Below are 23,686 nucleotides of genomic sequence, written 5' to 3'. Positions count from 1 at the left end.
ATTACCGTTCCCAGGACTTATTCTTGATATACTCGGTGAGAAGCTCCTCTACCAGCTCATCACGCTCCACCTTCATGATCATGCTTCTCGCACCCTTGTGGCTTGTGATGTAGGTCGGGTCTCCGGACATAATATATCCTACGATCTGATTCACCGGATTGTAGCCCTTCTCATCCATTGCATTGTACACCAGATCCAGGACTTCTTTTACCTGAAGCTCCTGATCCGGTTTTGTTCTGAAATACTGTGTATTTCCCAGATTATTCTCTGCCATTGTCTCTCACGTCCTTAAAATATATTCTTTTTTATTTTAATATAAATTTACATAAATTACAATCTTAAATTTAACGAGGATTGCGAATACAAACTGTCAACGTTACTGTTCACTCCGTTCTCAGTAACACGCTTCGCAAAATATTACCAGTGAACAAACAACCTTTCAACATACGATCCCGTTCTTCACTCCACGGCTTCACCGGTCATGATATGCTCTTCAAGAAAGCCTTCTGCCTTTACGATTACGATATCATTTACACCATAAGCTTCCGATTTCGGTACAGCAGTTTTTATATACTCCCGGCTGTGTCCCAGATACCAGGTCCGTCCATCCTTTGTATACTCTTCCTCGATCAGTACCTCCAGGTTTTTGCCAAGCATGGATTTCTCATAATCCCCTGCATGACGATGATGCAGCTCGATCATCTTCTCACTGCGGAAGGATTTCTCCGCCTCTGTCAGCTGTCCGTCCATGGCAGCTGCCTTTGTTCCCTGTCTTCTGGAATATTTGAAGATATGAGTCTCATAAAAACGGATGCTGTCCACAAAATCATAGGATTTCCGGAATTCTTCCTCCGATTCCTGCGGAAAGCCTACGATCACATCCGTTGTCAGTGCCGGATTTCCATACACTTCTCTTAAAAGCTCACAGCGCTCTCTGTATTCCCCGCTTCTGTATCTGCGGTTCATCCTCTCCAGGGTCTCATCACAGCCACTCTGCAGGGAAAGATGGAAATGCGGGCATACCTTCGGCAGCGCCGCGATCCCTTCCGCAAATTCTCTTGTAACGATTCCCGGTTCCAGCGATCCCAGACGGATACGCCTGATCCCTTCGATCTCATGCACAGCACGGATCAGAGAAAGCAGTGTCTCTTTTTTCTCCTCCGGGAAATCCACTCCATAGGAGCTTAAATGGATTCCTGTAAGGACCACTTCCTTATACCCTTTTTCCGCAAGTGCACGGACCTCCTTCAGCACACTTTCAATATTTCGGCTTCTGACACGGCCTCTTGCATAGGGAATGATACAGTACGTACAGAACTGATTGCATCCGTCCTGAACCTTGATATATGCCCTTACATGTTCTGCTGTATGATCAATGGAAAGTTCCTCATACTCTTTTGTCTGATTGATCTTGATCACATGGGAACCATGGCCCGGTTTGTTTTCCGCATATTCGGCCAGTGCCTCCACAATATTGATCTTCTGGTTATTTCCCAGAACAAGATCAATGGCTTCGTCTTTTTCCAGTTTCTCGCCACCGGTCTGTACATAACAGCCCGTTGCCACCACGATCGCTTCCGGATTCATTTTTTTTGCTTTGTGGAGCATCTGTCTTGATTTTCTGTCTGCAATATTGGTTACTGTGCAGGTATTGATCACATAAATATCCGCTCCCGGCTCAAAAGGCACGATCTCATATCCCGCCTCCTCCAGAAGCTGCTGCATGGCCTCGATCTCATAGGCATTTACTTTGCAGCCAAGGTTGTGTAATGCAACTTTATTTCCCATTTTTCCTCACTTTTTTTACACTTTAACTAATTATTAAAACAATTTTTATCTCTTTTCACCTTGACTTTTTGGGTACTGACAGGTAAGATGAAAGCTGTAAAACAACAAAAATTTATCAAGGGAGGTTATTATAATGAAAACAGCTAAAATCTCACTGAATTCCATCGATAAGGTGAAAGCATTCGTAAACGAGATCAGCAAATTCGACTGCGATTTTGATTTAGTATCCGGAAGATATGTGATTGATGCAAAATCCATCATGGGTATCTTCAGCCTGGATCTTTCCAAGCCGATCGACCTCAACATCCATGCAGATGGCGCTGCTCTGGATAACGTAATGCAGATTATTTCCAAATATACAATCGACTAATCTATACTGTATATTTGAGAGGAACTGTATCGGATACAGTTCCTCTTTTTTCATGCTTTCAGAATCCTTCTGTTCTCAATGAACTCCCTTTTCCTGATATATCGGTAATTCCAGGGAACCTCTGCAGCGAGGTTCCCTGTTTGTTTTTTCTTATCTAAAAACGGATCACTGAATTTCAATGATCTCTGTGGTATTCAGAGCCGTTTCCATAAGCTCATCGATCTTCTCAGAAAGCTTCTGCTCAGAACGGCGGATCACCTTAAGATTCGGCTTTGTTACAGGATGTTTCGCTACAAAGATGGTACAGCAATCCTCAAACGGCTGAATAGAAGTCTCAAAGGTATCGATCTTTCTGGAAATACGGACGATCTCCTCTTTATCAAAGCCGATCACCGGACGATATACCGGAAGTGTGCAGACTTCATTTGTAGAAGCAAGGCTCTGTAAGGTCTGGCTTGCAACCTGTCCGATGCTCTCACCTGTGATAAGTCCGAGACAACGGTCTTTTTTAGCGAAATGCTCGGCAATACGCATCATATATCTTCTCATGATAATAGTAAGCTCATCATGAGGACACTGATCATAAATATAAAGCTGTATATCTGTAAAGTTAACTACATGGAGACGGATCGGTCCGCTGTATTTGGCTACCAGGCGGGCAAGATCCACTACCTTCTGTTTTGCGCGCTCACTGGTGTAGGGCGGTGCATGGAAATATACCGCATCGATCTTAACACCACGTTTTGCGATCATATAGCCGGCAACCGGACTGTCGATCCCACCGGAAAGAAGAAGCATGGCTTTTCCGTTTGTTCCGATGGGCATTCCGCCTGCGCCCGGAATGGTCTGGGAATATACGTAAATCTTGTCACGGATCTCAACAGAAAGATCCAGCTCCGGATGATGAACATCTACACTTGCCTCCGGGAACGCATCCAGGATACGTCCGCCAAGCTCAGCGCTGACTTCCATGGAGCTGATCGGATAGGATTTCTTTGCGCGGCGTGTCCAGACCTTGAAGCTTCCGTTAAAGTCCGGATGCCACTGCTTCATATAACCCACAACATCTTCGGCAAGCTTCTCAAAGCCCTGTTCTTCATAGATCATAACCGGGCAGATGCCTACAATACCGAATACATGCTGCAGCGCATCTACAGCCTCATCGTAATCATAATTCTCCGGGCAGAATACATAAACTCTTCCCTGCTCTTTTTTTACTTCAAAATCTCCCTCGATCTTGGAGAGTGCGATCTCCATCTGATGTACGAGAGCATCTTCAAAACGATAGCGGTTTTTTCCCTTAAGGGCAATTTCCGCATATTTGATCAGAAATGCATGTACTAACATAAAAATCCCTTTCTTCTGTATTCTCTATCGACGTGCATACCTGCGCAGCATCGGAATTGTTTTTCCCAGTGCTTCCAGGCAGTAATCTACCTCTTCAAAGGTATTTTCCTCACAGAAGCTGATGCGGACGGTACTTTCCACATCGGCTCTGCTCAAGCCTATAGCTGTCAGTGTTGCACTTGGTTTTCTCTTATGACTGGAGCATGCACTTCCTGCGGAAATATATACTCCGAATTCTTCCAGTGTATGGAGCAGGACTTCGCTTCGGACTCCATGAAAAGTCACGCTCATGATGTGCGGTGCCCCTTCTCTTAAAGGCATTCCGTTGATGGTGATGTCTCCAAGCTTTGAAAGTCCCTCTGCCATCCGTTCTTTCAGGTCATAAAGGTGCTGTATTTTTTTATCAAAATCCGTATATACCATCTCTGCAGCAACGCCAAGGCCTGCGATTCCCGGTACATTGTCCGTTCCGGAACGCATGCTGTTCTGCTGTCCACCTCCAAGGATCTGCGGCTGTACTCTTACTTTTTCGTTAATATAGAGAAAGCCTACGCCCTTTGGTCCATGGATCTTGTGGCTGCTCACGGAAAGAAGATCGATCCCCAGTTTTTTCGGGTAAATACGGTACTTTCCGAATGCCTGGATGGCATCTACATGAAAAAGTGCTTTCGGGCTTTTTTCGTGGACGAGCTTTCCGATCTCTTCTACCGGCATCACGGCTCCCACCTCATTGTTCACGTACATCACAGACACCAGAATGGTATCCGGACGAAGAGCCGTTTCCAGTGCATCCAGCTTTACAACGCCCTGATGATCAACAGGAAGAGTGGTCACCTCATAGCCCTGTTCCTTCAGATAAGCAAAAGGCTGGGCCACTGCTGCATGCTCTACTGCAGTTGTGATGATATGGTTTCCCATTCGCTTATTGGCTTCCACACCACCAATGATAGCAAGGTTATCCGATTCTGTTCCACCGGAGGTAAAAAGAATCTCTTTTTCATTCACTTTCAGTAATTTTGCAAGGGTCTGGGCACTTCTGCGGACATAATTCTCCGCTTCCACTCCCTTTTTATGCATGGCAGAAGGATTTCCGAAATCTCCTGTCATGGTTTTGCAGACAATATCCTTTACTTCATCGAAGCATCTCGTTGTCGCGGAATTGTCAAAATATGCTTCCATAATCTATTCATCCTCCAGTTGAAACATCAGAACAGAAAGTACTGCGAGTCCCGCGGTTTCTGTCCGTAAGATCCGGTGTCCCAGGGTGATCGGTTTCGCACCGGCTTCCATGGCATCTGCCACTTCCTGCTCTTCAAAACCACCCTCAGGGCCGATAAAGACACCGATGCTTTTTCCCGGTTCGATCGACCGGATCAGTTCTTTCGTCTCTTTCATTCCCTTTGCAAGTTCATAAGGGATCAGTAGAACATCCAGTTCTTTTGCGTAAGCAAGAGCTTCTTTAAATGTCATCACAGAATGGACTTCCGGAACAAGCATACGCTTGGACTGTTTTGCCGCACTTTCCGCAATCTGCTGCCAGCGGGATACTTTTTTCTCTGCTTTTTTGTTATCCAGTTTTACCACACATCGTCTGGTTGAAACCGGAACTACGGAATATGCCCCAAGCTCCACAGCTTTCTGGATGATCAGTTCCATCTTGTCTACTTTCGGCAGACCCTGGAAAAGATAAATGCGGTTTTTCAACTCATAATCCGGTTCCTGGACATAGAGGATATGAAGCAGCACTTCATCTTCCCCTGCATTTTCGATCACACAGTGATATTCTTTTTCCTTGTCGCTGATCCAGAGCTCCTCGCCTTTTTTCATACGGAGTACATTGACAATATGATTGACATCATTTCCTGTGATACGGATCTCATGTCTGTCCCTGTCGATCTGATGAGGTTCCACAAAAAATCGCTGCATGAGATCAGTCCTTTCTTGCTGTCACAGATACCCACTCGCCCTGATGAGTCACCTCAACAAGAGTCAGACCGGCGTCTTTTACAGCCTTCACCACGACATCCTCCTTTACATCCAGAATGCCTGATGTAATGTAGTAAGCGCCTTTTTTCATCTGTGCAACGATCACCGGAGTCAACGGTACCAGAACATCTGCCAGGATATTTGCAGTTACGATATCATATTTCTCATATCCGACCTGTTCCTGAACTTCTTTGTCATCGATGATGTTTCCGATCATCATGTCAAAGGATTTCTCCTCGATCTGGTTGGCCTCCTTGTTCTCAGATACTGCCGGAACTGCACAGGGATCAAGGTCTGTACCAACCACATGACCTGCACCAAGCTTCAGTGCAACGATCCCCAGGATTCCACTTCCGGTTCCCACATCAAGGATCTCCATTCCCGGCTTCACAAATTTCTTCAGCTGACGGATCACAAGCTGTGTGGTCTCATGCATTCCTGTACCAAAGGCAGTTCCCGGATCAATGTGGAGGATCATCTTGTCCTTATCTTCTGCCTTCACTTCTTCCCAGGACGGTACGATCAGAATGTCGTCTACATAGAACTGATGGAAGTACTGTTTCCAGTTATTGATCCAGTCCTTGTCCTCTGTCTGGGATTCTGTGATGGTTGCCTCTCCGATATCCACAAAGCTTCTCAGATCCTCCAGTGCAGCCTTCACATCTTTCAGGATTGCCTCGGTATCCGCATCCTCTTCCAGATAGAAGTTCAGATATGCGATCCCGTCATCTGCTGGTCCCTCCGGCATGATATCCACAAACATCTGTGCCTTATCCTCATCGGTCAGTGGCTGCTTATCCTGGATTTCCACACCTTCAATTCCCACCTCGGCAAGTGTACAGATCACAATATCCTCTGCCTCTGTTTTTGTCTTAAGTGTAAAACGGTTCCATTTCATCTTTTATATCTCCTTATGCTGTATACACATTTATGGATTTTCATTCCAGTCTGTCGCCTGTTTTCTATTGTCCCGAAAACGGGCACTTCTTTTAATATACACGAATACAGAAAAAAAAGAAAGAGGCATTTTGTGCCTCTTTCCTGTTTTCACTTTATTTATTCCTCAAACATTTCCTTTACTTTCTCACGGAAACCTTTTTTCTTCTTTTCGGTTTTTTCGGAAGTCTCGGATGTGCTGTCCTCTGACGGACGGTTTCCACATGCCGCATCAAAAGCTTCCAGAGCTTTCTTTGCTTCCTCATTGAGATTTGTCGGAGTCTGGACTACCAGTGTTACATAGTGGTCACCACGAACGTTCTTGTTACGTAATGACGGAACACCTTTGCCCTTCAGGCGGATTCTTGTATCCGTCTGTGTTCCCGGTTTCACCTCATAGGAAACCTCACCGTCAACGGTATTAATACGCATCTCACCGCCAAGTGCAGCCTGTGCAAATGTGATCGGAGCTGTTGAAAAGATATTCATATCCTGTCTCTGGAAGATCGGATGACGGGCTACATTTACCTCAACCAGCAGATCTCCTCTCGGACCGCCGTTGGTTCCCGGCTCACCTTTTTCACGGATACGGATGCACTGGCCATTGTCGATACCGGCCGGTACAGATACCTGGATCTTCTTTCTGGAAGAGGTATATCCGGTTCCACGGCAGGCACTGCATTTGTCCTTGATCACCTTACCGGTTCCGTTACAATCCGGACAGGTCTGAACATTACGTACCATACCAAACATGGACTGCTGGGTGTAAACGATCTGGCCCTGGCCTTTACATTTCGGACAGGTGATCGGTGATGTTCCCGGTTTCGCTCCGGTTCCGTGACATGTGGTACACTCATCTTTGAGAACGATTTCCAGCTCTTTCTCGCATCCGAAAACCGCTTCCTCAAAAGTAATGTTCACACGTGCACGAAGGTTGGCACCCTTCATCGGTCCATTGTTGGCCCGTCTGGTTCTGCCTCCGCCGCCGAACAGGTCTCCGAAGATATCTCCGAAGATGTCTCCCATATCCGCACCGTTGAAGTCAAATCCACCAAAGCCGCCGGCACCGCCTCCGCCGCCGTTTTCGAATGCTGCATGACCAAACTGATCATACTGTCTTCTCTTGTCGGCATCACTTAAAACGGAGTAAGCCTCTGTCGCCTCTTTGAATTTCGCTTCAGCCTCTTTATCACCCGGATTTACATCCGGGTGATATTTCTTGGCCAGCTTACGATATGCTTTTTTTAATGTTGCGTCGTCGGCGTTTTTATCCACACCTAAGACTTCATAATAATCTCTTTTATCAGCCATTGTAATTATTTCCTACTTGTCTTAGACTTCCTTGTAATCAGCATCTACAACATCATCGCCGTATCCTGCTTCATTTCCGCCCTGAGCACCAGCGTTTCCGCCCATGTTGCCCATATCCGGTCCAGGACCAGCCTGACCCTGAGCTCCCTGAGTCTGCTCATACATCTTGGAGAACAGTTTCTGAGCGCTCTCCATCATCTTCTCCTGTGCAGCTTTGATATCTGCAACCTGAGAATCAGTAAGCTCCTGAGCATTTGCTGTCTGTGCAAGAAGATCTTTCAGTGCATTGAGGTCAGCCTCAACACTTGCTTTATCGTTTGCGTCAAGCTTGTCGCCAGCTTCTTTCAGTGCGTTCTCAACCTGGAATACCATGGAGTCTGCATTGTTTCTTGTGTCGATCGCCTCTTTACGTTTCTTATCCTGAGCCTCGAACTCAGCTGCTTCTTTGACAGCTTTGTCGATATCGGAATCGGACATATTGGAACCAGCTGTGATTGTGATGTGCTGCTCTTTACCTGTTCCAAGGTCTTTAGCGGATACATTAACGATACCGTTGGCATCAATATCAAATGTTACCTCAATCTGCGGAACTCCACGACGTGCTGGCGGGATTCCATCCAGACGGAACTGGCCGAGGGATTTGTTGTCCTTTGCGAACTGACGCTCACCCTGTACAACGTTGATATCTACAGCTGTCTGGTTGTCTGCTGCTGTGGAGAAGATCTGGCTCTTCTTTGTAGGAATTGTAGTATTTCTCTCGATCAGACGAGTTGCGATACCACCCATTGTCTCGATGGACAGTGACAGTGGGGTAACATCCAGAAGAAGGATATCACCGGCACCTGCATCACCTGCAAGTTTACCACCCTGTACGGAAGCACCAAGTGCAACACACTCATCCGGGTTCAGGTTCTTGCTTGGCTCTTTGCCAGTTAACTGTCTTACCTTATCCTGTACAGCCGGGATACGGGAAGAACCACCAACCAGAAGTACCTGGCCAAGCTCGGAAGCTGTGATACCTGCATCAGACAGTGCACGGCGAACCGGCTCTGCAGTCATCTCTACAAGATCATGTGTCAGCTCATCAAATTTAGCTCTTGTAAGGTTCATATCGAAATGCTTCGGTCCCTCAGCTGTAGCTGTGATGAACGGAAGGTTGATGTTTGTTGTTGTTGCGGAAGAAAGCTCTTTCTTAGCTTTCTCAGCTGCCTCTTTCAGTCTCTGAAGAGCCATCTTATCGTTGCTTAAGTCTACGCCCTCTGTTCTCTTGAACTCGGAAAGCATGTAATCTGTGACCTTCTTATCAAAGTCATCTCCACCAAGACGGTTGTTACCAGCTGTGGAAAGAACCTCGATAACACCATCACCGATCTCGATCACGGATACATCGAATGTACCGCCGCCAAGGTCGTATACCATGATCTTCTGCTCTTTCTCATTGTCAAGACCATATGCAAGAGCTGCTGCTGTAGGCTCGTTGATGATACGTTTTACATCAAGACCTGCGATCTTACCTGCATCTTTGGTAGCCTGACGCTGAGCATCGTTGAAGTAAGCCGGAACTGTGATAACTGCCTCTGTTACTTTCTCACCAAGATATGCCTCTGCATCCTTTTTCAGTTTCTGAAGGATCATTGCGGAGATCTCCTGTGGAGAATATTTCTTGTCATCGATGGTTACACGGTAATCGGTACCCATCTCTCTTTTGATAGAGGAGATCGTTCTGTCTGCATTTGTAACTGCCTGACGTTTTGCAGGCTCACCTACCAGACGCTCTCCTGTTTTTGTGAATGCTACAACGGATGGTGTTGTTCTTGCGCCTTCTGTATTTGCGATAACTGTCGGCTGTCCACCTTCCATTACGGCTACACAGCTGTTTGTTGTACCTAAGTCAATACCAATAATCTTTCCCATGATTTTTTCCTCCTGTTTTAGTCTGTATCTGTTAAAATAAAGTTTGTTGTCAGTTAGTTCGCAACCTTCACCATACTGTGGCGTACTACGAAATCCTTGTAAGTGTAACCCTTCTGGAATTCTTCCACCACGATGTTCTCTCCAACCTCTTCATCCTCCACATGCATCACTGCATTATGGAAATCCGGGTTGAATTCCTTTCCCACTGCTTCGATCGGCTTCACACCAAGCTCATCCAGTGTTGTGGTAAGCTGCTTGTAGATCATTTTCATTCCATCTGCAAAAGCATCGCCTTCCTGTGCCTGTGCAAGACCTCTTTCGAAGTTATCCACAACCGGCAGGATCTTTTCAACGATTTCTTTTGCTCCGATGATGTACATGCTGGATTTTTCTTTTTCCGTTCTTTTACGGAAATTATCAAATTCAGCCATGGTACGCTTCAGGCGATCGGTAAGTTCCTCCACCTTCTGCTCAGATTTATCTTTTTTCTTCTTTCCGAAGAAGGAAGTTTTTGATTTTTCTTCTTTTTTATCCTCTGAGGCAGCTTCTTCGCCTGGAGTATTGTTTTCTTCCTCCGGCAGATCTTCTCCCTCCGGTGTCAGGTTTTCTTCTTCCTGATCTCCGTCAGTTACGGGGATTTCCTTCTCCGCTTCCTGCTCTTCGGATGTTTTCTTTGTTTCCTCCGACACTTTTTTTCTACCGCCTTTCTAAGTTTTCTTCTTTTTCAAAACGTCATCCAGATGATTCTTCAGTTCCTTCAGACTGTCCACTACATTCTCATAATCCATTCGTTTGGGACCGATGATCCCGATGGTTCCGTACATTCCGTCTCCCAGTTCATATCTGGCAGTTACAATGCTGCAGTCCTTCATGGTCTGGATTGGCATCTCATCACCGATGTAAACCTGGATTCCTGTATTCTCTCCATCTGACATCTGTTCTTTTACAAGATCGGCAAGTTCATGCTTCTCCTCAAATGCGGAGATCAGCTCCGTTGCCTTCTCTTTATCGGCAAGCTCCGGATACTTGAAGATGTTAGTTGCACCTGAAGTATAGATCTCCATATCTTCCTCTTCCACATGAATGGTGGCTGCCACTGCATCCAGAACCGTTGCCACCACACCGCTGTGGCTGCCTGCCTGTTCCTTCAGTCTGGCGATCATCCCAAGATTGATATCCTGGATCGGGATCCCATTGAGATTGGTGTTAAGAAGAAGATTCAGTTTCAGGATCGTCTGGTCGTCCATTTCCTCATCCAGATTGATGATCTGGTTCCGGACTGTGTTGTTGTCACTGACAACCACTGCCACAAGCTGAAGCTCGCTCATCCTCGACAGCTGGATGAACTTGACCTTGTTGCCGCTGTACTGCGGAACGGAAACCATGGTAGCATAGTTGGTATTGGAAGCAAGAACCTTCGCAACCTTCTTAAGCACCTTATCCATCTTATCTGTCTTCTCAATGATCAGATCTCGCAGCTCTGCGACCTCCGCTTCCTTCTCCTTCATCAACTCATTGACGTAAAGTCTGTAGCCCTTATCTGAAGGAATCCTTCCTGCTGAGGTATGAGGCTGGACGATATAGCCCATATCTGTCAGGTCTGACATTTCATTTCGGATCGTTGCGGAACTGACATTGAGATCCGCATACTTGGAAATGGTCCTGGAACCAACCGGTTCTCCGGTTTCCATATAGGTCTTGATGATTGCTTTTAAGATTTTTTGCTTGCGCTCATTCAACACCTCTTCCATGAATCCATCTCCTTTCCTTTTTATTCTTTCCTGACGGATGTTGATTCTTTTTTTACATCTGTTAGCACTCATTTTAGTGGAGTGCTAACATCTACAGTCTTTAAGATATCACCATGTAAAATATTTGTCAATATGTTTTGAAAAAAAGTTCTTATTTTTTCAAAACAAAAAAAGCATCAGTACGATGCTTTTTTGTAATACTGGTCTATGCAGTTCTGTGCCCCGGCAAAAAATTCCGCTTCTGTTTTCTGTCCCAGCATATATTTCTGAAATTCCGTTCCCATGGACGAAACGGCTTCTATGGAATCGGCACACAGTGGTCTTGCTTTCAGCTTATAATCTTTCAGATATTGCCGGATCATTTCAATGCCATCCAGATCAAAATTCTTATCCTCGATCACATCCAGTCTTGCCGGACACATTTTTGTCAGCTGTCCGTAATTTTTACTGGCCTCATATCCGGACACATACTGAAGGAACTTCAGAGCTGCTTCTTTATGATCAGAATTTTTATTCAGTACATACTGCCAGGTTGCGATATTGGTCACCTTCTCGTCAAATTCCGGAAATGGTGCCATATGGATCTTATCTTTTCCATACACGCCTGCATTCTGAAAAGTACTCAACACACCGGTATACATAAACATACATCCATACTGGCCGTTTATAAATTTTTCATTCAGCTGGTCATGCTGGTCGATCAGATTCTCCTCTGATATCATCCCTGTATCCAGCATTCGCTTCATATATTCTGCCGCTTCTCTTGTTTTCGGATCCGTCCAGTCTGTATAATCTCCTCCGAAAAAATCGACATACTCGCTGATACTATTATATATGTAAGAAATCTCCCATGCATCCCCATATGCATATTTTCCCGTATTCTGAAGCTTTTTCTGAAGGATCTCAAGATCACTGAGACAGGAGAGTCTGTCCAGACCAGCCTGATCCAGCAATTCCTGGTTCACCCAGAATGCCATGATATCCATCCTGAACGGTACCGAAAAAATATGTCCGTCTGACATGCATATTTCTTTCAGGTATTCCTGCAGAAAATTCGCCGCTGTCTCCTCTGTCATAATCGTATCTTCCAACGGAAGAAGAAATCCCTTATGTTTAAATTCGGATATCATCTCATCATTTACTGTGATCAGATCAACAGAATCATCTCCTGATGTCAGAAGAGTTGCTATTTTGGCCTGGCGATTGTCCGCATTGGCCGGACATTTTTCAATATGGATCTTTATTCCAAGATCTTTTTCCGCCTGGCTGATAAAAGAATCAAAGCCTTCTGTGCCTGCATCCACATGAAGGATCGTCAGTTCCTGTCTGTTCTCCGGCACAATATCAGATGCAGCCTCCTTCTTCTGGACTCCACATCCTGTCACTGCCAGAGCCAGGGCAAATACCCCGCAAAATACCTGTTTTTTCAATCTCTACCACCCTTTTTATCTGGGCCATCTATCCTCTTTTGACATCAACGGCTGGAACGGTGCATGAGGAAGTGTCTGATACCAGTACGCTACACTTGCCACATCATCCTGTCGTTCAAACAGGCCACGGTATCCGACGCCTATCTGCTGAATCGTAACGCGAAGATCCTCTTCAAAGCAGATTGGATCCTGTAAATGCCATCTGTAAAAGCCTCTCATTGGCGGGCAGTCATCATTATGATAAAAATTGTGGATCAGCTCGTCATGGGCAGAATAATACGGATATCCCAGATACGGCGTGTTATAATTCTGTTCCACGGTTTTTCCATCCACCTGTTTGGCAAAGCTCCAGGAACCACCAAAGTAATCTTCCGTTCCTGTTCCACAGATGGTCGGATACTCCTCATCTCCGTCAATATAAAACTTCATTTCTCCCTCGCCCCACCAGTAACGTTCCAGTGTGGTAAGTGCCATGTAGGTTCCTATATAATGGCCTTTTCCTTTTACTCCATCCAAAATTGTATAATCTTTTGTTTTTTCTGTCAACCGTTCCCTTCTCCACTGCGCATGGAAATAAGCAATATCGTCCGGAAGCTCATCATAGAGACAGTAATCTACCTGATAAAAGAAAGCCGGGATTTTATTTGCATGCTGGTTTTCCAGTGTGATCTTTGCTTTCTTCTTAAACGGCATCGGGAAATAGCAGTTAAAGCCCCTGTTTGGAACAACAGCCACCGGAACAGAATTTACAAAACATTCCCTTCCGAATCCGCAGCAGAAGAAATCACCCAGAGGACTTTCCACGGAAGGAGTTTCCTCGTCATCCCAGTACATACGGATTACAAGATCTCTCAGTACAAAGCAATCTGCCTCTGTAGTCTTGTTATCAACGGTGATCCAGATATGATTGATCTGTCCCGGTCCTTCCATTTCTGCCAGAGTTACCACAGTTCCCGGCTCAATATCCCTGAGACACGGGCTTCCTTTTCTGGACGGTCCCAGATGACTTGCAGCCATACCGCCTCTGCCTTTTTCTCCATGAGGATTTTCTGCGTTGATCGCACGGCTTTTTCCATGCTTTGCAAGTGCGATCCCTCCCAGTCCGCCTGTAAATGCCTGATACATATCTGTTTTCTCCTCTCTTTTGGAAATTAAAAATATTATATTTACGCTTTTACTCCACCTGCCATGATACCATCCATGATCTGTTTCTCAAAAACAGCTACAAAGATAATGATCGGAAGAAGGATGATCCATCCCATGGCGCTGACCAGATCCCACGGAACTCCATACATGTTGTCACGTAACGGAAGCTGTACGATGGAAACAGAAAGTACCTGAATACCATTTGAATAAAACAACGGTGTGAAAAAGTTATTCAGACAGGTAATAAAGTTGATAATGCAAACCGTAGCGATTGCCGGCTTCATCAGCGGCAGAACGATCGTAAACAGTCTCTGTGAAAAAGATGCGCCGTCAATAGCAGCTGCCTCCTCCAGTGAGATCGGGATCTCACCGACAAAGTTTCTGAGGATCAGAACCGTAAACGGTATAACGGTACTGATATAAAGAAGGATAAGTCCCGGATATGTATCATACAGCTTTACCTTCTGCATAAACTCATACAGCGGGCGGGCTGTGACAACCTCAGGGATCAGCATGGTAGCCAGAACAAACGCAAATGCAACAGAAACTCCCTTTGAGTTAAATCTTGAGAAGCCATAGGCAGCCATTGCACACAGCACGGTACTGATCACAAGTGTAATGCCTACGATCAGAACTGTATTTCCGATCTTTGAAAGCAGTCCTACATTCTGTATCAGAAATTTATAGCTTTCCAGTGTGGGATGATCCGGAAGATAATCGATCGGTGTTTTAAACAGTTCTCCTGACGGTGTGATCGAAGAAATAAAGATCCAGTAAACCGGGAACAGGATCAGAAAAGCCACAACTGCAAACAGAACCCATCTTCCAACGGCTACCACTCCATGATAAACATTATATTTTCCTGTATTCTTCACGATAATTCCCCCTAACTGTCAAACTTATTCATAACACGTATATTCAGCCAGCTGAAGATCGCCATTACAACAAACAGCAGCATAGCCAGCGCCGAAGCATATCCTACGTTTAGATTTGTAAATGCTTCTGTTGTGATTCTGTATGCGATCAGCGCAGTATCCTCTCCAGGGCCTCCAGATGTCATGGAATAAACCAGATCGAAGGTTGTCAGTCTCCAGAGTGTGAACGGAATACATAAAGTCAGGACATTTTTTGCGATCAGCGGAAGTGTGATCCGGAAAAAGCTCTGGATCCCGTTTGCACCGTCTACCTTTGCTGCCTCATAGATATCGCCGGAAATAAACTGAAGTCCGGAAAGTACAAGAATTGCAAAGAACGGAAGGTCCTTCCACAGGTCCATTGCAATTACCGCTGCTCTTGCAGTACCTGTATTGATCAGCCAGCTGTTCTGGTAACCCGGTACAAACCAGCGGATAAAATCATTGATCAGACCATAATCATTGTTAAATGCCCATTTTGCAGCCATACCGGCTACTACTGCAGGCATAGCCCACGGGATCAGCACGATGGTCCTCAGAAAACGGCGGCCTTTGAATTTCATATTCAGGATCAGTGCCAGGATAACTCCGAGGATCACATGAAAGATCATGGAAGCAACCACAAATATTGCCGTAAAGCTGATCGATGTGAGCACTTTAGGATCAGAAAATACCTTCAGGTAATTCTTGAAGCCTATAAATTCATTGATACCTGCAAGGATACTGATATTAAAGAAGCTGTTTTTCACAGTCATCAGAATGGGATATACTGTTGTAAAACCTCGAATCAGTACAACCGGCAGGATCAAAAGCCATGGTATCCACTTCATATTTTTTTTGCTTATTGTCATGGAACTTTCCTCCCTGTTCATCAAGCAATGTAAAGCAGACTTTTACCTCTGCTTTACATTGCTGTTTTTTTATATCTTTTACTTATACATATCTACCACATCCTGAGCCTTCTTGCAGAACTCATCAACTGTAATCTCGTCTTTCATACAGGACTGGAAGATTGTTCCCATATCGCTGATAAATTCCATTGTCTGTGCCACCATCGGACGTCCCTGTACATTGCATTCATTTGCATATCTGCTGTACATTTCTTTTGCCGGGTCAGAATCCGGAACTACCTTCTCTGCAACATCCTTTCTTGCAGGATATCTGTCAAATGCTTTATAGGAAGCTTCCATTCCGCCTTCATCAGCCATATACTGGAGGAATTTCACAGCTGCATCTTTATTCTTGGATGCTTTGTTGAGAACATAGCTCCAGGAATCTGTAAAGATCGCACGCTCTCCCTTGCCGCTGAAATCCGGTACCATTTCCATGTGGATCTTATCTGCGCCAAGCATATCTGCCTTTGCATAATCTGTTCCAAGGCCCCACATGAACCAGCATCCGTATTTTCCGTCATTGATCTTCGGATTCATCTGCTCATATTTATCAGCGATCTGCTCGATGGATGTTTCTTTATCAGCAACCAGATCGTGGAGGAACTGAACTGCTTCCTTGTTTTCCTCTTTGGTCCAGTCAAAATAATCGCCGCCGAACATGTTTACAAACTGTGCAAGCTCGTTAAATGCATAAGTTTTCTCCCAGGAACCGCCGTAGCCGAATCTTCCGTCCTTGGAAACAGCCTTCATATACTTCATGAAATCCTCTTTTGTATCAATGGATTTGATTCCGACCTCATCCATGATCTCCTGATTTACCCAGAATGCAAAATATCCTGTATAGCCTGGAACACCGATAATGTTTCCGTCCTTATCTGTGATCATATTCTTTACATATCCCTGGGCAAACTGATCAGCGATATCATCTGTCATTACTGTATCATTCAGTCCTTCCAGCCATCCGGAATTTTTAAATGCCGCACTCATCTCATCGTTGATCTGAATGACATCCACGGAAGCATCTCCTGTGGAAAGCATTGTGGTGATCTTCTGCTGACGGGTATCTGTATCTGTAGGTGCCGCAATTACATTAATGTTCAGGCCCGTGGCATCTTCCACATTTGCAAGCCAGTCCTCAAAATCCGGGTCTGTGGTGTCGATGCTGTATAAGGTAAGATCATATTTCTCCTCTGCGGAAACAGTAACCACGTTACCTGCCATACCCACAACCATCGCTGCTGCCAAAACTGCACTCATTACTTTTTTCTTCATATCTTTCTTCCTTTCTGGACATTTTCGTGTTTGTCCACACCTGTTTTTGATGGTTTAAGGATACCAGAGAGCCCCCTCATTCTAAATACAATATTTTATGATTTCTTTATATTATTTTTCGTTCTCTTGTATTTTTGTTGTTAATTTTTTATAATCCTTTTATATAATCTATATTTGTAACGGCTTTTTTTCACAGCTGGATTCGGTTTCATTAATTTGTTTTCGACATAAAGGAGAGTATGTACTATGAAATTCCACAAATGTATCCCACCCATTTTTTCCTCATTTCGCTATAAGCTCCTGCTCGCATTTCTGATCGCAACTATGGTACCTCTGATTTCCCTGACCTTCATCAGCTATCACATTTCCTATAACATTGCCAGAGATCGTATCATCGATTCTGCCGTAATGACTGACAAGCAGCTGGTCTCTCAGCTGAACGACCGCCTCGGTCAGGTTGAAAATGTAGCAGATACCATACAGTTTCAAATGTACTCCCTAAATCAGCCTTCCTCTAATAAGGTAGATGCACTGAAAAAATTCACCACTGTAAAAAACAATATTTCGCTGTATAAATCCACATTCGATTTCTTCCATATATATGTTTTTCTGCAGCCCGATCAGCTCGGTTCAAAAGAAAGCCTGTACTTCTTTTCCACAGATGAGCTTTCTGCATATGGTCTGGATAAAAATATTGTTTCCGGTTCAGGCTTTTCCTCTGTCTGGATACCGGTTTCCAATATGCCTCTGCCTAAAATACTGTCCACAAAAAAATCATCTGCCGATGTGATCCTCTGCGTCCGGGCACTGAAAAATCAGGCCACCGGTATTCTGGAATACGCCTACGGCATTGCTCTGGACACCTCAGAGCTTACCACTTATCTGCAGCCTGCTGCTTTGGATTCCCGCATATACAGCTACATTCTCACAGATCACGGAGAGATTGCAGCAAAAAATACATCCTCACTGAATTTATCCGGAATTTCCAAAGCACAGTTTCAGAAACTCAAAGGAAATGCAGATTCTTCTTTTCACAGCGGCGACAAATATTATAACTGCTGCACCTTAAGCAATGGCTGGCTTCATGTTACCGAAATCCCGGAAAGCTATATTCAGGGCAACACGCACATCCTGATCCGTGCCTTACTGATCACTGTCCTTATTTTCTTGCTCCTTACTGTTATCATCGTTATCCTGTTTTCCGAAAATCTTACCCGGAAGATCACTGCACTTTCCTATGCAATGGAAGCCTTTCAGCTGGGATATGACCCGGAACATCTATCTATCGTTACTGTTCCCCACCCGGATGATCCTTCCAGGTATGATGAGATTGACAGACTGGGCATCACCTTTGAAGATATGCAGCACACAATAGCCGGAAACCTGAAGTCCATTGTAAATCTTTCCGTAAACGAAGAACGTCTGAAATACCAGCTGCTCCAGTCACAGATCAATCCGCATTTTCTTTACAATATCCTGGGATCGATCCGTACCTGCCAGTCCCTTGGAAAGCTTGACATTGCTGATCAGATGATTGCAAATCTGACTGCCTTTTACCGTCTTACCCTGCGTAAATCAAAGGAACTTATTCCTATTAAAGATGAATTGGAAATTGCCCGGCTTTATCTGGAAATGGAAAAGCTCTGTCATAAAGATAATCTGGACTGGGAGATCGAAGCAGAAGATGGAATCGAAAATTTCCTGATCTGCAAGTTTACACTTCAGCCATTTCTCGAAAATTCCATTCTGCACGGGATTTCTTCGGGCACACCAGCTGTTTTCATTTCGATCCATGTTCTTTATGGCGATGATACGGTTGTGATCTCCATTGAGGACAACGGTGCCGGCATGGACTCCGAAACCCTTGCACAGCTGCGCCATGCTATTGAGCATAATGTTATTGATTATGAGAAGCATTTTGGAATTTCCAACGTAAGTTCCCGTATTTCCAACCCATTATACGGAAACGGTTCCGTAAGGATCCGCAGCAACCCCGGAAACGGCACATACGTCACCATTGAATTCGAACAGATGGAGGAAGATATCGATGAAAAAAATAATGATCGTAGATGATAATTACTTATCTGCAGAAGGTATCGAAAAAAACATAGACTGGGAAACGCTGAATGCAGAGATCATCCATGTCTGCTACAATGGAACCTCTGCTATCGAAGCCATGAAAAAAGAACCGGCAGATCTGATCATTTCTGACATTGAAATGCCTGATCTTGACGGCATTTCCATGAGCCGTCAAGCTCTTGAGATCAATCCTATGGTGAAGATCATCCTGATCAGTGCCTATGATAAATTTGAATATGCAAGACGTGCTCTGCTCCTCGGTGCTCTGGATTATATCGAAAAGCCTCTGGATTATGCCTATCTTATCCAGAAGGTAAAAAACGCTTTTGCACTGATGGAAAAGGAACAGAAAAATCTCCAGCTTCTGAAACAAAGCAGGCCTCTTCTTACGGAAAAATTTTTCCGCGAGATCACACACCTTCCGTCTTCTGAAGCAGCCTACCGACTGAAGCCTTATCTTAAGTATCTGAACCTGGAGCTGAATTATGATTTTTATACAGTTGTTATTCTGGAGCTTGAAAATGCTCCGGATCTAAAAGCTGTTTACGGGATTGAAAAGTTTCAGATGGAGCTTTTCAACCTTCAGGATCTGATAACTGAGGAAACCGCTTCTCTTGATTTTGTGTATCTTCTCCCGGATATGGATGGCTATCTGTGCATTCTGGGACACAGCGGCTGTCAGTCCAACAGCTTCCGCCAGCTTACCAGCGGACTTATTTCCTCAATCGCAGATGCCTGCCAGCCACTGGGACTTTCTCTCAACGCAGGCATTGGAACAATTGTCCAAGATTTTTGGAACCTGAACCATTCTTATAAAAGCGCCGTACATGCACTGGAATACAGATTCTTTTTCCCGCATCAGAATATCTTTGACGGAAGAGAGGCTCTGGGTTCCGATCTGTCTGTTGCAGATTTTTCAGATACAAAGGAGGATGAACTGATCCGGCTTCTCTGCAAAAAGGATACCGCTGCCATAGATCTCTGGTTTCAGAATTTTTCCGACTGGCTCACTCAGAAATTTCGCACAAAGAATTTCGCTTTCATACAGATTTATTCTCTTCTTGGCCGGATCCTGAAATTTTTCTATGAATTAAATCTGGATACGCATGACCTTGAAGCTAAAATTTTGTATGTTTACAACCACATAAATGAGTTTCATAATACGGAAGAGCTATGTCAATGGCTGAAGGATCTGTGCCATCTTTTATGCCGGAAGCTTGATTCCTCCATGAATGATTATCACCAGAAGCTCTGTGAACTGGTGATTTCCTATATCAACGAACACTACACTGACAATACGCTCTGCCTCAATGATATTGCTGCCTCTGCCAATGTAAGCCCTGCTTATTTAAGTGCTCTTTTCAAAAAAAATCAGGGGATCAGTATCAGCGACTTTATCACATCTCAGCGTATTTCCGCAGCCGCCCGTTACCTGACTACGACTACTATGAGTCTGAAGGAGATCAGCCTGAAATGTGGTTATGCCAATCAATATTATTTCAGCACCAGCTTCAAAAAGAAAATGGGGATCACACCTTCCGCCTACCGGGAACAGCATACATAACTTCTTCTCTTCTTTATAACAAAGTTACTGGCACAAATGCCAGTGCCCTTCTCCGGAATTTTACTTATAATCAATCAATAAAGAGAACCATCATATTTTTTCGAAGGAGGGATCGCTATGAAAAAATGGAAAAAAATCCTGATATCTCTGATAACAGTCTTTGTACTGGCCATGCTTCCGGCAGAATCGGCAATTCTGCCTGGCACAGTCTGTGTTACAGAGGCCGCTCCCAGGATCAGTTCTTCCAGGCTAAGGCAGATCCTGACACAAAAAGATGCTTCCGAGCTTGCCAACGACACTCTGGATATGGCTGTTCCATATTGGACTGATCTTCTCAAGGGCTCCGGCATCACCCTGCGCTCCCTGGGCTTTTCAACTACAAAATAAGCTTTTCCCAAAAACAGATCGAGCATACCCGACAACACCCCTGGCTATTACAGCCAGGGGTGTTGTACTGTCAGCTGCTTTGCAGCCTATTCCGTTAGTTCTTCCAAATTCTTTTTTAATTCGAGCATCTTGTCTCTCAGCTCAGCAGCCTGCTCGAAATTCAGGTCTGCTGCCGCAGCACGCATCTGCTTCTCTACCTGAGCGATTACCTTCGTCAGTTCTTTTCGGTTCATGGATTCCGGATCCTTTTTAAGCTTCACTTCTGTCTCTGCCACCTTCTTCGAAACAGCGATCAGATCACGGACCGCCTTCTTGATCGTGGTTGGAGTGATGCCATGCTCCCTGTTGTAAGCCTCCTGTATCGCTCTCCTTCTTTCTGTCTCCGAGATTGCTTTTTCCATGGATTCTGTCATGTTATCCGCATACATGATCACATGGCCTTCGCTGTTCCGGGCAGCACGGCCGATAGTCTGTACCAGGGATGTTTCCGAACGAAGGAAGCCTTCCTTATCTGCATCCAAGATCGCTACCAGTGTAATCTCCGGAATATCCAGACCTTCTCGCAGAAGGTTAATTCCAACCAGCACATCAAACACATCCAGTCGCATATCGCGGATGATCTCTGCACGCTCCAGAGTGTCAATATCTGAATGGAGGTATCGGACACGGATTCCCAGATCCTTCATATAATCGGTAAGGTCCTCTGCCATACGTTTGGTCAGGGTCGTGATCAGGACTTTATTTTTCTTTTCAATTTCCTTATTTACTTCTGCTACAAGATCATCGATCTGTCCTTCGATCGGACGCACCTCCACCTTCGGATCAAGAAGCCCTGTAGGACGGATGATCTGCTCTGCGCGGAGAAACTCATGGTCATATTCATATTCTCCCGGTGTCGCAGATACAAACATTACCTGGTCAAGCTTGTTCTCGAATTCATCAAAGCTCAATGGACGGTTATCCTTGGCAGATGGAAGTCGGAAGCCGTAATCCACCAGTGTCTGTTTACGGCTCTGATCACCGGCATACATACCGCCAACCTGGGGAACTGTCTTATGGGACTCATCTATAATAAGTAAAAAATCATCTCCGAAGTAATCCATCAGTGTATACGGCGGCTGCCCCGGTGCAAGCCCGGTCAGATGTCTGGAATAATTCTCGATTCCGGAACAGAATCCTGTTTCCTTCATCATTTCCACATCAAAGTTGGTACGCTCCGCAATTCGCTGAGCCTCGATCAGCTTATCCTCACTTTTAAAGTATTCCACCTGCTGCTTCATCTCTTCCAAAATGGCATCTGCTGCACGACGGATCTGCTCCTGAGGCACAACGTAATGAGATGCAGGGAAAATCGCCGCATGGCTTTCCACACTTTTGATCTCACCGGTAAGCACATCGATATCTGTGATCCGCTCGATCTCATCGCCAAAAAATTCCACACGCACTGCCCGGTCTGTAGAGTTAGCTGGAAAGATTTCCAGCACATCGCCACGCACCCGAAAAGTTCCTCTATGAAAATCCATCTCATTTCTTGTATACTGGATATCGATCAGCTGTTTGATAACCTCGTCACGATCCTTCTCCATCCCCGGACGAAGCGAGATCATCATATCAAAAAATTCCTGGGGCGCACCCAGGCCGTAAATACAGGATACGGATGAAACCACGATCACGTCTTTCCGCTCACATAAAGCCGCTGTGGCGGAGAGACGGAGTTTATCGATCTCGTCGTTGGTGGATGCATCCTTGGCGATGTAGGTGTCTGTGGAAGGAACGTAGGCCTCAGGCTGGTAGTAGTCGTAGTAGGAGACAAAATATTCTACTGCGTTTTCCGGGAAGAATTCTTTCATCTCGCCGTAAAGCTGTGCCGCCAGTGTTTTATTATGGGCAAGTACCAGAGTTGGCTTGTTTAACTGGGCAATGACATTCGCCATGGTGAAGGTCTTACCGGAGCCGGTGACACCAAGCAAAGTCTCAAACTGGTTGCCTTCTTTAAATCCCTCGACCAATTTCTCGATGGCCTGGGGCTGATCGCCGGTTGGCTTGTATGGGGCTTTTAATTTGAACTCATTCATGGTAAATCCCTCCATTTGTGACTTTTACTATGATCATTATCAGCTAAAAATTCGTACCCAGATTCGTAACGAAAAGCTCATTTTTATAGTGAATAGATGTGTTTCTCACCTCGTTACGAATAAAAGTCACAAAACTAATATTTGCGGATAAAACAGCACTCGGAAATACCTGAAAATACTAACCTCCGGTCCTGTCATATTTTTACTGTTTGTTCTTGTAACAGTCCCTATTATATCAAATAAATTTTTGAAAGTATATAGATTAACGCAAGAAAAAAGTACAAATGTTCGATTCTTATTTGTACTTTTTTCTATCACTACTATTCTATTTTTTATCATGCTGCGTTGAAATATTCCTCCAGGATTAAGTCTATTTCAATCACTTTCGATACTTCACTCAATATGATAAGTTTGCGTAAACGCAAAGAAACAGCGACTTTGAAAAGTTATCCCGCTTTTGCTTACCATATTATTTCCTTAAATTAACATTCATGTAACGCCCAATATTACGCAAATTCATCGA

General features: G+C 44.8%; 20 protein-coding genes. 4 read left to right on the top strand and 16 right to left on the bottom strand.

Going from position 1 to position 23,686, the window contains the following annotated elements; all coding sequences use genetic code 11:
• Window position 1 precedes the first annotated feature (1 nt).
• Both LI091_RS12725 and mtaB read right to left on the bottom strand, forming a co-directional pair.
• The gene (locus tag LI091_RS12725; RefSeq protein ID WP_015527087.1) at window positions 2-274 is read right to left on the bottom strand and encodes an IreB family regulatory phosphoprotein; all 273 of its coding nucleotides are present in this window, start codon (window positions 272-274) and stop codon (window positions 2-4) included.
• 185 nt (window positions 275-459) lie between these two features.
• Window positions 460-1,788, bottom strand: a complete 1,329-nt coding sequence (mtaB, locus tag LI091_RS12720; RefSeq protein ID WP_021652336.1) for a tRNA (N(6)-L-threonylcarbamoyladenosine(37)-C(2))-methylthiotransferase MtaB — start codon at window positions 1,786-1,788, stop codon at window positions 460-462.
• Window positions 1,789-1,921: 133 nt separating this feature from the next.
• Here mtaB and LI091_RS12715 point away from each other — a divergent pair, with 133 nt between their 5' ends.
• Window positions 1,922-2,158, top strand: coding sequence for an HPr family phosphocarrier protein (locus LI091_RS12715; protein ID WP_015527084.1), 237 nt, complete (start codon window positions 1,922-1,924; stop codon window positions 2,156-2,158).
• Between the two features lie 165 nt (window positions 2,159-2,323).
• Here LI091_RS12715 and thiI read toward each other — a convergent pair whose 3' ends face one another.
• From thiI to LI091_RS12650, 13 genes are all read right to left on the bottom strand, one after another.
• Complete coding sequence (thiI, locus tag LI091_RS12710; RefSeq protein WP_015527083.1) at window positions 2,324-3,505, bottom strand: tRNA uracil 4-sulfurtransferase ThiI; 1,182 nt, start codon at window positions 3,503-3,505, stop codon at window positions 2,324-2,326.
• 24 nt (window positions 3,506-3,529) lie between these two features.
• Window positions 3,530-4,684 carry a cysteine desulfurase family protein gene (locus LI091_RS12705; protein WP_265191215.1) on the bottom strand — a complete coding sequence of 385 codons (1,155 nt, stop codon included), beginning with the start codon at window positions 4,682-4,684 and terminating at the stop codon, window positions 3,530-3,532.
• Window positions 4,685-4,687: 3 nt separating this feature from the next.
• On the bottom strand, window positions 4,688-5,431 hold the full coding sequence (locus tag LI091_RS12700; protein WP_265191214.1) for a 16S rRNA (uracil(1498)-N(3))-methyltransferase: 744 nt from the start codon (window positions 5,429-5,431) through the stop codon (window positions 4,688-4,690).
• A gap of 4 nt (window positions 5,432-5,435) precedes the next feature.
• The gene (prmA, locus tag LI091_RS12695; protein ID WP_015527080.1) at window positions 5,436-6,389 is read right to left on the bottom strand and encodes a 50S ribosomal protein L11 methyltransferase; all 954 of its coding nucleotides are present in this window, start codon (window positions 6,387-6,389) and stop codon (window positions 5,436-5,438) included.
• 158 nt (window positions 6,390-6,547) lie between these two features.
• A complete protein-coding gene (dnaJ, locus tag LI091_RS12690) occupies window positions 6,548-7,738 on the bottom strand; it encodes a molecular chaperone DnaJ (RefSeq protein WP_110102501.1) in 1,191 nt (396 codons plus the stop codon).
• A 21-nt stretch (window positions 7,739-7,759) separates the two neighbouring features.
• The gene (gene dnaK, locus LI091_RS12685; protein WP_015527076.1) at window positions 7,760-9,652 is read right to left on the bottom strand and encodes a molecular chaperone DnaK; all 1,893 of its coding nucleotides are present in this window, start codon (window positions 9,650-9,652) and stop codon (window positions 7,760-7,762) included.
• Between the two features lie 53 nt (window positions 9,653-9,705).
• Complete coding sequence (grpE, locus tag LI091_RS12680; RefSeq protein WP_059085388.1) at window positions 9,706-10,341, bottom strand: nucleotide exchange factor GrpE; 636 nt, start codon at window positions 10,339-10,341, stop codon at window positions 9,706-9,708.
• Between the two features lie 18 nt (window positions 10,342-10,359).
• Window positions 10,360-11,403: a heat-inducible transcriptional repressor HrcA gene (hrcA, locus tag LI091_RS12675; protein WP_059085387.1), complete on the bottom strand. Its 1,044-nt coding sequence runs from the start codon at window positions 11,401-11,403 to the stop codon at window positions 10,360-10,362.
• Window positions 11,404-11,579: 176 nt separating this feature from the next.
• Window positions 11,580-12,833 (bottom strand): ABC transporter substrate-binding protein, encoded by a 1,254-nt coding sequence (locus LI091_RS12670; RefSeq protein ID WP_265191213.1) that lies wholly within the window; start codon window positions 12,831-12,833, stop codon window positions 11,580-11,582.
• 15 nt (window positions 12,834-12,848) lie between these two features.
• Window positions 12,849-13,958 carry a glycoside hydrolase family 172 protein gene (locus LI091_RS12665; RefSeq protein ID WP_021652327.1) on the bottom strand — a complete coding sequence of 370 codons (1,110 nt, stop codon included), beginning with the start codon at window positions 13,956-13,958 and terminating at the stop codon, window positions 12,849-12,851.
• A gap of 41 nt (window positions 13,959-13,999) precedes the next feature.
• A complete protein-coding gene (locus LI091_RS12660; protein ID WP_021652326.1) occupies window positions 14,000-14,854 on the bottom strand; it encodes a carbohydrate ABC transporter permease in 855 nt (284 codons plus the stop codon).
• A gap of 11 nt (window positions 14,855-14,865) precedes the next feature.
• The gene (locus tag LI091_RS12655; RefSeq protein WP_044961978.1) at window positions 14,866-15,744 is read right to left on the bottom strand and encodes a carbohydrate ABC transporter permease; all 879 of its coding nucleotides are present in this window, start codon (window positions 15,742-15,744) and stop codon (window positions 14,866-14,868) included.
• A 78-nt stretch (window positions 15,745-15,822) separates the two neighbouring features.
• The gene (locus LI091_RS12650; RefSeq protein ID WP_015527072.1) at window positions 15,823-17,058 is read right to left on the bottom strand and encodes an ABC transporter substrate-binding protein; all 1,236 of its coding nucleotides are present in this window, start codon (window positions 17,056-17,058) and stop codon (window positions 15,823-15,825) included.
• Window positions 17,059-17,304: 246 nt separating this feature from the next.
• Here LI091_RS12650 and LI091_RS12645 point away from each other — a divergent pair, with 246 nt between their 5' ends.
• The 3 genes from LI091_RS12645 (at window position 17,305) to LI091_RS12635 (ending at window position 21,088) form a co-directional block, all read left to right on the top strand.
• Complete coding sequence (locus LI091_RS12645) at window positions 17,305-19,131, top strand: sensor histidine kinase (protein WP_059085385.1); 1,827 nt, start codon at window positions 17,305-17,307, stop codon at window positions 19,129-19,131.
• Window positions 19,106-20,701, top strand: coding sequence for a response regulator (locus LI091_RS12640; RefSeq protein ID WP_243269388.1), 1,596 nt, complete (start codon window positions 19,106-19,108; stop codon window positions 20,699-20,701). Before LI091_RS12645 ends, LI091_RS12640 begins: the two co-directional genes overlap by 26 nt.
• Window positions 20,702-20,818: 117 nt before the next feature.
• The gene (locus LI091_RS12635; protein ID WP_021652320.1) at window positions 20,819-21,088 is read left to right on the top strand and encodes a hypothetical protein; all 270 of its coding nucleotides are present in this window, start codon (window positions 20,819-20,821) and stop codon (window positions 21,086-21,088) included.
• 86 nt (window positions 21,089-21,174) lie between these two features.
• Here LI091_RS12635 and uvrB read toward each other — a convergent pair whose 3' ends face one another.
• A complete protein-coding gene (gene uvrB / locus LI091_RS12630; protein ID WP_265191212.1) occupies window positions 21,175-23,163 on the bottom strand; it encodes an excinuclease ABC subunit UvrB in 1,989 nt (662 codons plus the stop codon).
• Window positions 23,164-23,686 lie beyond the last annotated feature (523 nt).

The sequence above is a fragment of the Blautia sp. MSK20_18 genome (assembly GCF_020553125.1).
Lineage (GTDB): Bacteria > Bacillota > Clostridia > Lachnospirales > Lachnospiraceae > Blautia_A > Blautia_A fusiformis.
This window is presented reverse-complemented; position numbering and strand designations above follow the sequence as displayed.